Source organism: Serratia sp. EC4, assembly GCF_059652115.1.
Genome location: NZ_JBNIDE010000001.1, coordinates 284,755 through 297,655, shown reverse-complemented (window position 1 = coordinate 297,655; position 12,901 = coordinate 284,755). Strand labels below are relative to the sequence as shown.

Below are 12,901 nucleotides of genomic sequence, written 5' to 3'. Positions count from 1 at the left end.
AGTAACAAGACCGAAAGAAATGTCACGATATAACAAATCGCCGTACAAAGTGATTTGTCACAATAAAAAAACAGCCTGTTTTATTTTTCCGAATTAATATGCCCAAGCCGTTTGCCGATGGTTTCAATAATGTAAAGCACGGGGATCTGCGTGGTGATATTGTGATGCCCGCCGATCAAATGCTGCGGCACGTGGTAGGAGAGATTAAAGTCCGCCAGCCGCGCCAGCGAAGAGGTTTCGTTGTTGGTGATGCTGATGATCTTGCAGTGGTGCAGGCTGAACTGGCTCGCCAGTCGCAGGATCTCTTCGGTCTCGCCGGAGACCGACAACATGATCGCCACCGCGTTTTTATACATATCGCTGTTGACGGGATAATAAGGATCGTCGATATGGGTGCTGAATTTCCCGACGTTGGAAAAGAAACGCGCGCCATATTTCCCCAAGGCGCCAGAGGTGCTGATGCCGACGAAAATAATCCGCTCGGCGGCGGCGATATGGTGCGCCGCTTCATCGAGTAACTGATTAAATTCGTCGTTGCTGACGCTTTTAAAAAAACTGAGAATTTCGCCGATGCCGGAATCGACCGGCGGCGCATCGGTTTGCTCCAGATACAGTTTGAAACGGATGCGAAATTCTGAATAACCGTCACAACCCATTTTTTTGCAAAATCGCAGCACGGTGGTGGTGGACACGCCGGCGGCCTCGGCCAGCTCGCGGATGGTCATGTACATCACTTGATTTTTGTGTTTGCTGACGTAGTTATAAACCATCAGCTCCAGGGCGTTGAGCTCGGCGATTGCTTTATGGGTAAACATGAGTCGATCCGGCGGCTGAAAACGGGACATTTATCTGCGGGTTACCATAGCAAAATTCGCCGCTGCCGGCACTGCCGAACAAAAAGAAAAGCCGCACCATTCAGGGGCGGCCCAGGGTTCACGACGAACAAATTAAAGCAAAAACGTTCCGGAAGACATGCCATGAAAACGCGTTTCATCACACAGGGTTAGCATAGGCCAACTGATGCCGGCGGCAAAATGCCGGTTTCTGCTTTCTAAAGCCAACGCGCGGCAAAAGCTATGGCGCCTCGGGTTTATCTTCTGACCAGCGGGCGGCGTTGACATCCACCTTAACCGGCAGCAGCCCGATGGCGGTGAATTTATCCGCCAACTGTTGTTGCTGCCTGAACACCTCCGGCGACATGCGCTGGCTGCCGAACGGCATGCGAGCGATGGCTCTGGCCCAAATGGCCTGATCCAGGCCGGTGCTCTGAGCGAGGATCGCCGCCGCTTCCTGTGGATGCCCGTTGGCCCAGTCGCTCAGCGCGCCGAGCTGTTGAATCACCTGTTTGGCGCTGTCCGGGTACGTTTCGGCAAAGCGGCGGCTGGCGAGATAGAAGGTGTAGTGCGGCACCAGGCCTTCCGCGTCTTTCAGCAGGCGGGCGTTGGCACGGGTTTCCACCTCGGCGTAGTAGGGATCCCAAATCACCCAGGCGTCGACGCTGCCGCGCTGGAAGGCGGCGCGGGCATCGCTCGGCGGCAGATAGACCGGCGTGATGTCCTTGTAGCTCAAGCCGGCCTGTTCCAGCGCGCTCACCAGCAGGTAATTGACGTCAGATCCTTTGTTCAACGCCACGCGTTTGCCTTTCAAATCGGCCACGGAGCGGATCGGCGAATCCTGCGGCACCACGATGGCTTCGGTTTTCGGGCTGGGCGGCGAATGCGCCAAATAAACCAGATCGGCCTTGGCGGCTTGCGCGAAGGCCGGCGGGGCGTCGCCGGTCGCCGCCAGATCGATGCTGCCGACGTTTAATCCTTCCAGCATCTGCGGGCCGGCGGGGAATTCTATCCAGCGAACCTTGACGCCCTGCGGCTCAAGGGCTTTTTCCAGCGTGCCGCGATATTTCAGCAGCGCAAAAATGTTGGCTTTCTGGTAACCGATGGTGATTTGCTGCGGTTTCTCTTGCGCGCCGGCCGGCAGGCTAAACAGGCCGAGCAGCAGGGCGGCGATCAGCGGCGTTGTGAGTTTTCTCATCCTGATTTTCCGATAGGCAAGTGAACGATAGCGATGACGCGCTGGGCGTAACGCCATGAAACGGCATTTAAATTTTCCTGCGGCGGGATAAGGGCGATGATAATGAGCGGCGCAGTGGCGTGTAAAGCGCCCGCTTATGCTGAATAATGCCTTGTTTAGCCATAAATGAGCTTAAGCGGGAGAGGGGGGCATGACGCTATGCCGCGTCACGCTCGCGCGAACGCCCCAGCAACAGCGGCACCAGCAGATACAGGGCGGCGGCCGACGCCCAGACCAGGCCGGGCCAGACATCGCGCGTGGCGGCATACAGCGCCGTCGCCACCAGCGGCCCCGCGACGCCGATCAGGCTGCCCATGCTGGCCAGCGTCCCTTGCAGCTCGCCGTGATGGTCATCGTCCACCTTGTGCGCCATCAACGCCTGCAGCGCCGGCAGCGCCATGCCGCCCGCGGCGAAGAACGGCAGCAGCGCAAAGGGCGCCCAGCCGCGCGTGGCGATCGATAACAGCACCAGACCCAGCGCGTCGGCCGCCAGGCCGATCAGCAGCGCCTTGCGTTCGCCGAGCCGTGCGACCAGCGGGCCGATGGCGAAGGCCTGCGACAGCGCGTGGCAGGCGCCGTAACCGGCCAGCGACAGGCCCGCCACCATCATGCTCCAGCCGAAACGATCCTGACCGTATAAAATCCATAGCGTGGCCGGCGCCTGTGAAACCAGCGCCATGATCAGGTAAATGCCGGCCAGCGGCAGCAGGCCCGGTTTGCCGTGCAGCCGTCGCAATGACGAAAAGGGATTGAGGCGGATTTTCTCGGCGGCGCGGGCGCGGGGTTTGCGCGATTCCGGCAGCAGGAAAAACGCCATGATCAGGTTGAGGGCATTCATCGCCGCCGCCGCCAGGAAGGGCGCATGCAGATGCCATTCGCCCAGCGAGCCACCGAGCAGCGGGCCGACGATAAAGCCGACGCCGAACACCGCGCCCACCAGGCCAAAACGCCGCGCGCGCTGGCCGGCAGGAGTAATATCGGTAACGTAAGCGGTGGCGACCGCCATGTTGGCGCCGGTGATGCCCGCCAGCAACCGGCCCAGATAGAGCCAGGCCAGCGTCGGCGCGAACGCCATCAGCAGGTAGTCGGCCGCCGCGCCGGCGAGTGAAATCAACAGCACCGGCCGCCGGCCGAAGCGATCGCTCAACGCGCCGAGGATCGGTGAAAACAGGAATTGCATCAACGCATAGGCCGCCAGCAGGGCGCCGTAGTGCAGGCTGCCGGCCTCAAGACCGCCCAGCGAGCGCAACAGCGCCGGCAGGATCGGCATGATCAGACCGATGCCCACCGCATCCAGCAACACCGTCAACAAAATAACCCACATAGGTTTTTTCAAAATTGCGACTCTAACAGTGATAGAGTATTGAGTATTCCACAGTTACCCTATCAGTGATAGAGAGATGAGCGAAAAAAATACTGCGATGCGTTTAACGCGTGAAACCGTCCTGCGCGGGGCGCTGGCGCTGCTGAATGAGATCGGCATCGATGCGCTGAGCACCCGCCGCCTGGCGCAACACCTCGGCGTGCAATCTCCCACGCTCTATTGGCATTTCAAGAACAAAGCCGAGCTGTTGAAAGCGATGGCGGAAACCATCATGTTGGATCACCGTGAAGAGCTGCCCGCCGATATGCCCTGGCAGGATTGGGTTGTCACCAATGCCGGCAACTTTCGTCGGGCTCTGCTGGCTTACCGCGACGGCGCGCGTCTGCACGCCGGCACCCGGCCGCAGGAGTCGCAATTCGCCATTATCGAGGCCAAGGTGGCGCTGCTGTGCCGGGCGGGCTTGACGCCTGAACGCGCGGTGAATGTGCTGTTCGCCGTCGGGCGCTTCGTCGTAGGCTGGGTGCTGGAAGAGCAGCAAATGCAGCCGGACGATACGCTGAATGACGCCGATCGCCAGCGTTACCCGCTGCTGTGCGAAGGCTGGGACACTTTGCAGGATAAGGGCGCAGACGCGCTGTTCGAAGCCAGCGTGCGGCTGTTGGTCGACGGCGCCGAGGCCGGACTGGCAATCGACAATAATCACGGGCGGCAATCATAAAAGCGCGCTTATCTATCGGAAATTTATAGAAAATACCCACTTTTCGTTAAAGCCATGGCGGCTACATTCCCTTAACATCATCAAGTCTTTTGATGATAATTATTAGCATGCTGCTCAATTATTCGCCGCAGTGATGTTACGGATTAAATCCGTTTGTTTAAGGGATAGTTTCACCATGGAAATCAATGTTAATGGCCGGGTGGTTCCACTCGGCGATATCTCGCCCGAGACCCCGCTGTTGTACGTTTTACGTAACGATCTGCACTTGAATGGCCCCAAATACGGCTGCGGCCTGGGGGAGTGCGGCGCCTGCACGGTGCTTATCGACGGCGTCGCCGCTCGCTCCTGCTCAATGCCGCTGGCCGCGGTAGGAAGCAAGTCCGTCACCACGCTGGAAGGGCTGGGAACAGCGGAAACGCCGCACCCGGTGCAGCAAGGGTTTATCGATGAGCAGGCGGCGCAGTGCGGTTACTGCGCCAACGGCATGATCATGACGCTGGTCGCGTTGTTCGAACGCGAGCCGGATGCAGATGAACAGACAATCAAGAAAGAGCTGGCCTACAACCTGTGCCGCTGCGGCACCCACCTTGAGATCTTGCGCGCCGCCGAGCGTGCCCGCGATCTGCTGGCTGCGCGGAGGCAAGCATGAGCCGCCTCGAACTGACCCGCCGACAATTGTTGCAAGCCGGCGGTGTGGTAATGGTCAGCAGTCTGCTGCCCGCGCCGTTTAACGCCTTCGCCGCCGAGGCGGTTGTAGCGCCTGCCGATCTGCCGCTGGACAGGGTAGACAGCTTTATCAGCCTCACCGCCGACGGCCGGGTGACGGCCTTCAATGGCCACGTCGATCTCGGCACCGGCATTCGCACCGCGCTGGCGCAGATCGTCGCCGACGAAATTTGCGTGCCGTTCGAGCACGTCACGATGATCCTGGGCGATACGCAACGCACGCCGGATCAGGGGCCGACCATCGCCAGCGCCACCATCCAGGTCACGTCGGTGCCGCTGCGCCAGGCGGCGGCGCAGGTGCGACATATGCTGACGGCGCTGGCGGCCAAAGCCTTCGAGCTGCCGGCCGACCAACTGACGGCGGCGGCGGGACAGGTGTTTGTGACCAAGCACCCGGGGCGTTCCTTGAGCTATGCGCAGCTGGCGAGCGGGCAGAATCTGCACGTGGCGCTGGATAAAAACGTGCCGCTGAACGGTGAACAGCAGAATCGCTACGTCGGCCGCGCCGTCGCCCGAGTCGATATTCCGGCCAAAGTGAGCGGTGGGCTGACCTACGTGCACGATCTGCGTTTGCCCGGCATGCTGCATGGCCGGGTGGTGCGCCCGCCTTACGTAGGCGCCGACAGCAGCGCCCCGCTGGGCGGCGGCCTGTTGTCGGTGGATGAACGTTCGATCGCGCACCTGCCGGGCATCGTGAAACTGGTGGTGCTCAACGATTTCATCGGCATCGTGGCCGAGCGCGAAGAGCAGGCGATCGCCGCCATGCGCCAGCTGAAAACCGAGTGGAAACCCTGGGCCGGCTTGCCGGATCTGTCGGCGGAAGCGCTGCCCGCCGCGCTGGAGGCCAACCCGAAAACCGACCGCGTGCTGCGCGACGATGCGGGCACGGATGCCGCGCTGGCGGAGCTGCATACTGAAGTGCGGGCGGATTATGTCTGGCCCTACCATCAGCACGCCTCGATCGGCCCTTCCTGCGCGGTGGCGGAGGTCAAAGACGGGCGGGCGCAGGTGTGGTCCGGCACGCAAAACCCGCACGATCTGCGCAAAGACATCGCCAGGCTGCTCGAGTTGCCGTCTGAGCAGGTGCACATCACCCGCATGGAAGCCTCCGGCTGCTATGGCCGCAACTGCGCCGACGACGTCTCGGCGGACGCGGCGCTGTTGGCGCGGGCCACCGGCCGCCCGGTGCGGGTGCAGTTGATGCGCGAACAGGAGTCCGGCTGGGAGCCGAAGGGCACCGGTCAGCTGATCCGGGTGCGCGGCGGCCTCGACGCGCAAAATCGGGTGGCGGCCTACGAGCTGAAAACCAGCTATCCCTCCAACAATGCGGTGACCTTGCCGCTGGTGTTGACCGGCAAGATGGCCAACCGGGCCGACGTGCAACAGATGGGCGATCGCACCGCCATTCCGCAATACGCGTATCCGCACATGCGGGTGATTTGCCAGGACGCCGCGCCGATCGTGCGGGCGTCATGGATGCGCGGCGTTTCGGCGCTGCCCAACGTGTTCGCCCATGAGTCCTGGATCGACGAGCTGGCCTGGCGCGCCGGCGAGGACCCGATCGCGTTTCGCCTGCGTTACCTGAACGATCCGCGCGCGGTAGCCTTGATCGAGGCTCTGAAGCGCCAGGCGAACTGGCAAGACGGCCCGGCGCACCGGTCGCGCGCCGCCGGCGCCGAAGTGGTGAGCGGCCGCGGTTTCGCCTATGCGCGCTATTTCCACAGCAAATTCCCCGGCTTTGGCGCCGCCTGGGCGGCCTGGGTGTGCGATCTCAGCGTCAATCGCCTTTCCGGGCAGATCACGCTCGATAAAATCTTCGTGGCGCATGACTGCGGTCGGATAATCAACCCGGCCGGGGTGCGTCATCAGGTGCACGGCAACATTATCCAGTCCGCCAGCCGGGTGCTGAAAGAGTTTGTGACCTTCAACAGGTCGGGCGTGACGTCATTGGACTGGGGCGGCTATCCGATCCTGCGCTTTGACGAATTGCCGCAGATCGATATCCAACTGATCGACCGCCCGGACGAAGCGCCGATGGGCGCAGGAGAGTCCGCCTCGGTGCCGAGTGCGGCGGCGATCGGCAACGCGCTGTTTGACGCCCTCGGCGTGCGCCTGCGCGAGGTACCGTTCACACCGGCGCGGGTGCTCGCTGCGCTGCGCGCTCAGGCCGGCCATTAACCCCCCGTAACGAACAAGGACAGCAAAGATGAGTAAGATGAAAAAAATCGTCGGGTGGGGCGGCGTCACGGTGATCGCCGTTGTGGTCGCCGGCGTGGTCGCCAGTTGGCAGCCGGAAATCGCGCCGCTCGCCGCCGATGCGACCCACAGTTTCAGCGAGGCGCAGATCGCGCGCGGCAAAACGTTAGCCGATCTCGGCGACTGCGCCGTGTGCCACACCCGTGCGGGCGGCGAGCGCAACACCGGCGGGCTGGCGATGGAAATCCCCTTCGGCACCATTTACACCACCAACATCACGCCGGATGTGGAAACCGGCATCGGCAGCTGGAGCTACGCGGCGTTCGAGCGCGCCATGCGCCACGGCGTCGATCGCCAGGGCCGCTATCTCTATCCGGCGTTTCCCTATACCGCCTTTACCCGCACCCGCGACGACGATCTGCAGGCGCTGTACGCCTACCTGATGTCACAGCCGGCGGTCAAATACCGGCCACCGGCCACCGATTTGCACTTTCCGTTCAATATTCGCCAGGGCATCTTTGCCTGGAACCTGCTGTTCCTGACGCCGGGCGCGATGCAGGACGAGGCGGCCCAGAGCGCCGACTGGAACCGCGGCGCGTACCTGGTCGAAGGGCTGGGGCACTGCAGCGCCTGCCATTCGCCGCGCAACGTGCTGTTCGGCGAAAAAACCGGTGGCGATCATTTGGCCGGCGGCGTGGCGGAGGGATGGACGGCGCCGGCGTTGACCGGCCGCTCGCCCGCGCCGCTCGATTGGACGCAGCAGGATCTGGTCGAGTTTATGCGCACCGGCTACTCGGCCAACCACGGCGTCGCCGCCGGCCCGATGGCGCCGGTGATCGAAGAAGGGCTGTCGCGCTTGCCGCAGGCCGATCTGCAGGCGATCGCCGTCTATCTGCGCAGCTATCATCCTGAAACGGCGGCGGGCGCTACGGCGGCAACGTTAAACGCTCAGGCGGAACGGCAGCTGGAGCCTCTGAGTTCGGAAGGGGCGCGGTTGTTTTCCGGCGCCTGCATGGCGTGCCATGCGCAGGAAAAAGGCGCGCAGATGGCGGGAGTGCGGCCGTCACTGGCGCTGAACACCAACCTGTTCGCCGAGGCGCCGGACAACGCCATTCGCGTGGTGCTCGATGGCATACAGCGGCCGGCGAACGCCGAGCTGGGCTATATGCCGGGCTTTCGCCATAACCTGAATGACGCGCAGATCGCCATCCTGCTCAACTACCTGCGGCAGCACTATGCCGGTCAGGCGCCGTGGCCAGACTTGGCGGCGCAGGTCGGCCGCTTGCGCGCCGAAACCGCGCAGAAATAGCCGCCGGGGAGTGGACAGCCGCGCCGCGTTGACGACAATAGAGCTTTTAACATGGACAGAGGCAGTAAAATGAATACGTTAGACGCGATCCGCCAACGCCGCGCCACCAAGCAGTTTGATACGCAGCACGTGATGACGCTCGAAGAAAAAAAAGCGCTGTTGAACATTGCGCTGCAGGGCGCACCCAGCGCGTTTAACCTGCAGCACTGGCGCCCGCTGCTGATCGAAGATCGCGCACAGCGCGAGAAAATTCGCGAAGCGGCGTGGGGGCAGGCGCAGGTGACCGACGCATCGATGCTGGTCGTGCTGTGCGGCGATCTGTCGAGCTGGGAGTCACAGGTAAAAACCGTTTGGGCCGAGGCGGCGGAGCCGGTACAGCAGTTCATGATCCCGGCCGTCGATCAGTATTATCGTGGTAAGCCGCAGGTGCAGCGCGACGAGGTGATGCGCAGCAGCGGCATCTTCGCCCAGACGCTGATGCTGGCGGCCAAGGCGCAGGGTTACGACTCTTGCCCGATGGACGGGTTTGATTTCGACGCGGTGGGCGAGATTATCAACAAACCGGCTCACTATCAGATCGCGCTGATGGTCGCCATCGGCAAGGCGGCGGGGCAGCCTTATCCGCGCATCGGCAAACTGCCGTTCGACGAGGTGGTGAAAACCGATCGCTTCTGAGCTGAACGGTGAATGACAAAAGGGAAGGCTTGCGCCTTCCCTTATTTTTTTGTGACGCACAGTTCGTTCCAGTAGCTGAAACGGATGCGCCGTTGCAGGCGGTGATGCCACATAGAAAAACTCCTTCTACCCTACACGGTTTAAATAAATAGCACCGCGCCGGACACAAGGCGAATGCCTTATTGTGCATAGCTTGCCCATCGGGCGGGATTAACCGATTTTACCGGCTTGGTGCGCGGCGGACGCCCATCGCCAGCCGAAGTTCATGCCCGCCGCCGCGCCGAGAATGGCCAGCGTGCCCAGCAGCTGCAACAGGCTGAGACGGTGCCCGAACGCCGCCCAGTCCACCACGATCGCCACCGCCGGGTAGATGAACGACAGCGCGCCGACCAGAGCGGTGGGGATTTTCTGGATCGCGCCATAGAGCAACGTGGACATCAACCCGGTATGCACCAGGCCGAGGGTAGCCAGCAGCAGCCAGTCGGTCGGTTTCGCGGGAAGGTGGGCCAGAGCGGCGAACGGCGCCATCGCCAGCGCGCCGACGGTCAGTTGAATCAACACGATGAGCTGCGGCGGCAACGCGGCCAGCTGTTTGACGATCGCCGCCGCCAGGGCGTACATCAGGGCCGCGCCCAGCGCCAGCGCCACGCCGAGCAGATAGTCGCCTTCGCCGCCACCGCTCTGCCGGCCGGTGACGATCAACACCATCCCCGCGAACGCCAGCAGAAGCCAGCCCAGCCGGTTAGCCGTCAGTTTTTCGCCGAACAGCAGCGCCCCCAGCGCCACCAACATAAACGGCTGAACGTGGTAGGTCACGGTGGCGACAGCGATCGAAGCATGCTGATAGGCAGCAAACAATAGCGTCCAGTTGAGCACCAGCGCGATACCCCCGAGGATGGCGACAGCCAGCTGCCGCCGGTTGATCGCGCCGGGTTTCAACTGCCCAAGCGCGGCGCAGGTGGCCAGCATCGCCAGCGCGCCGAACGCGCAGCGCCAAAACACCACCGTGGCGGGCGGCTGCCCTAAAACGAGTACCGGCCAACCGACGGTGCCGGAGATCGTCATGGCGAGGATCATTTGCACTGCGCCGCGCGTTTTCGTTTTCATGTCATTTTCCTCGTTGCCTGGCCGTGCTTGTGATGAAGCCGTTTAGTCATTAAAATGAACAATCGGACATTATGATGAACATGGTTGACTCTGTTCGTCAAGTCGAACAATTGAACGGTATAATGAACAATGAGCGATAACCTGATGCAGAACATCACGCCGATCGGCCTCTTGTCGGCGGCAATCCGCCGTGAGCGGGAGCGATTGAATCTGTCGGTGACCGAGCTGGCGAAGCGCGCAGGCATCGCCAAATCCACGCTGTCGCAGCTCGAGGCCGGCAGCGGCAATCCCAGCCTGGAAACGCTGTGGGCGTTGGCGATGGCGCTGGATGTGCCGGTCAGCCGGCTGATTTCACAGCCGAGCAGGCCGGTGCAAGTGATCCGCGCCGATGAAGGAACGCCGGCGCTGTCGGAGCAGGGCAACTACGCCGCCACGCTGCTGGCCACCTGCCCGCCGGGCGCGCAGCGCGACATTTACCGGCTGCGGGTGCAACCTGGTGAAACGAAATGCTCGCGGCCGCATCCGCCGGGCACCGTCGAGCACGTGATCATCAGCAGTGGACGGGCGCGCCTTGGCCCGGCGGATCAGCCGCAGGTGCTGAGCGCCGGGGATTACATCAGTTACTCCGCCGATCGCGAGCATATTTTCGAAGCGCTGGAGCCGGAGACCACCGCCGTCATGTTGATCGAGCAGGGCTAGCGCGGCGTTGACGGTTCGTTTATTGAAAATGATTCTCAATTATATTAGTGTGCCCGCCTGTTTTGACGCCGGGACGGGCGTATGGCCCGGTGTCGCTGCTTAACGCCCTTCAAGGACCGAAGATGAAAATCGCTATTCCTTCCATACTGTTACTCGCCGGTTTGACGGCGACGCACCCGGCCACCGTGTTGGCCGCTGCACCGCCCGCCGCGGCGGATCAGGGCCAGAACGATACGGCCAACAACGATTTCAGCTTCGTGCGCTATCGTGCGGATTATCGCGTTAACGCCAACGCCACCAACGTGAAGACGGAAAGCTACGAAGTGCTGCTGAAAACCAAGGCGGCGGTCGAAAAATTCAGCCAAATCCGCCTGAGCTACAGCGAGAAAATGGAAACGCTGGAGGTGGTCGCCGCCTATACGCTGACTGCCGACGGCCAGCGCCACGATGTGGCGCCCGATCGCATCTACACCCAGGAGAGCTACTCCAGCGCCACGGCGCCGCTGTATGCCGACCGCAAAGTGCGCGTCATCGTGTTCTCCAACCTGGCGCCGGGCTCGCGCGTGGTGTACGAACTGCGCCGCACGCAGAACACCCCGTATTTCCCTGACTATTTCGGCCTGTGGGAGACCTTCAGCGTTTTCGATCAGTTCGACGACGCCGAAGTGACCCTGCAGGCGCCGGCCAAGCTGCCGATGCATATCTTCACGCGCGGCGTCGAGGGCGGGGACCAACCGCAGATCCGCAACGGCCAAGCGCACTGGCGCTGGCATTATTCGCGCAGCGCGCCAATGAAAGCGCAAAACTGGGCGGCGGACAGCTGGACCTTCAGCCCGACCATCATGGCCAGCACCTACCGCGAGTGGCCGCAGTTGGCCAAGGCCTACCAGCTGAAGGCCGGCGCGGCGGCGAAGGTGACGCCGGGCATTCAGGCGCTGGCGGACAACATCACCGCCGGCATCAGCGATCGGCGCGAGCAGGCGGAGGCCCTCTATCGCTGGGTGGCGCAAAACATTCGCTACGTGGCGGTGTACCTGGGCAACGGCGGGCTGGAGCCGAATTCGGCGCAGAGCATTCTCGATAATCACTATGGCGACTGTAAGGATCACGTGGTGATCCTGGAGGCGCTGCTCGCCGCCAAGGGCATTGAAAGCTCGCCGGTGCTGATCGGCATGGATGAAGGCCCGATACTGCCTAACGTGCCGCTGCTCGGCCGCTTTAATCACGCCATCACCTACGTGCCGGAGTTCAATTTGTACCTGGACTCCACCAATCCCTGGGCGCGGTTCGGCCAACTGCCGGAGGGCGATCTGGGGGCGCCGGTGCTGCTCACGCGCGACGCCAAACTGGCGCGCACGCCGGGCAGCGACGAGCAGCCGGTCAACAGCGCGCTGAGCGTCGATTTTGTGTTCGACAAGGCGGGCAATCTGCATGGTCAAACCGAGCGCCGGCTGAGCGAAGTGGAAGAGATTGACCTGCGGGGCTACTTCTCGCAGATCAACCGCCAGAACCGGGCGCAGGCCGAAGCGACGATCATGTCCGCCTCCGGCATCGACGGCAGCGGCGAGGTGGCGATGAACAGCGATCCGCTGGATCTCAAAAAGCAGTTCGGTTACCGCTTCCGCTTCAAGGCGGACGACTACGTCGATTTCGGCGTGGTGGGCGGCATGACGTTGCCCAACCCGCCCGGCGGCAAATCGTTCCGCACGCTGTATACCACCACGGCGGCGCCGGGCAACGAAACCCCGTTCTACTGCACCGCGCAGCGCTACGACGAAACCTACCGTCTGCAGCTGCCGGCCAACGTGCCGATTATCGCCATTCCGCAAGACAGGCAGTTCCGCAATGCGGCGGGCGACTATCGCGTGGCGTGGCGGCGTGACGGGCAGCAGGTGACCGTCAATCACCGCCTGCAGGTGAACGCCATTCGCGGCAAGGAAGCGCTGTGCCAGGCGCAGGATTACCCGGCGTTCCGCGAGCTGTTCCAGCAGGTGCGGCGCGGTTTCCGCGGCCAGGTGGTGTACGGCGAATTGGCCAACGGCAAATAAGCCGCTGCCCCGTAGTCGGATAAAAATGG

General features: G+C 62.4%; 11 protein-coding genes. 7 read left to right on the top strand and 4 right to left on the bottom strand.

What is annotated here, in order from left to right; translation table 11 throughout:
• Positions 1-80: 80 nt before the first annotated feature.
• The 3 genes from ACP39K_RS01340 to tet(41) all read right to left on the bottom strand — a co-directional run bounded on the left by ACP39K_RS01340 (position 81) and on the right by tet(41) (position 3,406).
• Positions 81-815 carry a MurR/RpiR family transcriptional regulator gene (locus ACP39K_RS01340; protein WP_016927659.1) on the bottom strand — a complete coding sequence of 245 codons (735 nt, stop codon included), beginning with the start codon at positions 813-815 and terminating at the stop codon, positions 81-83.
• A gap of 259 nt (positions 816-1,074) precedes the next feature.
• Positions 1,075-2,031 (bottom strand): sulfonate ABC transporter substrate-binding protein, encoded by a 957-nt coding sequence (locus tag ACP39K_RS01335; RefSeq protein WP_016927660.1) that lies wholly within the window; start codon positions 2,029-2,031, stop codon positions 1,075-1,077.
• Between the two features lie 196 nt (positions 2,032-2,227).
• Positions 2,228-3,406 carry a tetracycline efflux MFS transporter Tet(41) gene (tet(41), locus tag ACP39K_RS01330; RefSeq protein WP_497008245.1) on the bottom strand — a complete coding sequence of 393 codons (1,179 nt, stop codon included), beginning with the start codon at positions 3,404-3,406 and terminating at the stop codon, positions 2,228-2,230.
• Between the two features lie 64 nt (positions 3,407-3,470).
• Here tet(41) and tetR point away from each other — a divergent pair, with 64 nt between their 5' ends.
• From tetR to ACP39K_RS01305, 5 genes are all read left to right on the top strand, one after another.
• Positions 3,471-4,112, top strand: coding sequence for a tetracycline resistance transcriptional repressor TetR (gene tetR, locus ACP39K_RS01325; protein ID WP_033640232.1), 642 nt, complete (start codon positions 3,471-3,473; stop codon positions 4,110-4,112).
• 175 nt (positions 4,113-4,287) lie between these two features.
• Positions 4,288-4,761: a (2Fe-2S)-binding protein gene (locus tag ACP39K_RS01320; RefSeq protein WP_033640233.1), complete on the top strand. Its 474-nt coding sequence runs from the start codon at positions 4,288-4,290 to the stop codon at positions 4,759-4,761.
• Positions 4,758-7,016 carry a xanthine dehydrogenase family protein molybdopterin-binding subunit gene (locus ACP39K_RS01315; protein WP_497008244.1) on the top strand — a complete coding sequence of 753 codons (2,259 nt, stop codon included), beginning with the start codon at positions 4,758-4,760 and terminating at the stop codon, positions 7,014-7,016. Before ACP39K_RS01320 ends, ACP39K_RS01315 begins: the two co-directional genes overlap by 4 nt.
• 28 nt (positions 7,017-7,044) lie before the next feature.
• Positions 7,045-8,343, top strand: coding sequence for a c-type cytochrome (locus ACP39K_RS01310; protein WP_497008243.1), 1,299 nt, complete (start codon positions 7,045-7,047; stop codon positions 8,341-8,343).
• Between the two features lie 69 nt (positions 8,344-8,412).
• Positions 8,413-9,018: a nitroreductase family protein gene (locus ACP39K_RS01305; RefSeq protein WP_033640238.1), complete on the top strand. Its 606-nt coding sequence runs from the start codon at positions 8,413-8,415 to the stop codon at positions 9,016-9,018.
• A gap of 210 nt (positions 9,019-9,228) precedes the next feature.
• Here ACP39K_RS01305 and ACP39K_RS01300 read toward each other — a convergent pair whose 3' ends face one another.
• Complete coding sequence (locus ACP39K_RS01300) at positions 9,229-10,125, bottom strand: DMT family transporter (protein WP_497008242.1); 897 nt, start codon at positions 10,123-10,125, stop codon at positions 9,229-9,231.
• A gap of 129 nt (positions 10,126-10,254) precedes the next feature.
• On the opposite strand from ACP39K_RS01300, the gene ACP39K_RS01295 reads away from it, so the two are divergent.
• Positions 10,255-10,824, top strand: coding sequence for a helix-turn-helix domain-containing protein (locus ACP39K_RS01295; protein ID WP_033640241.1), 570 nt, complete (start codon positions 10,255-10,257; stop codon positions 10,822-10,824).
• Positions 10,825-10,946: 122 nt separating this feature from the next.
• Positions 10,947-12,872, top strand: coding sequence for a DUF3857 domain-containing protein (locus tag ACP39K_RS01290; RefSeq protein WP_033640243.1), 1,926 nt, complete (start codon positions 10,947-10,949; stop codon positions 12,870-12,872).
• Positions 12,873-12,901: the final 29 nt, after the last annotated feature.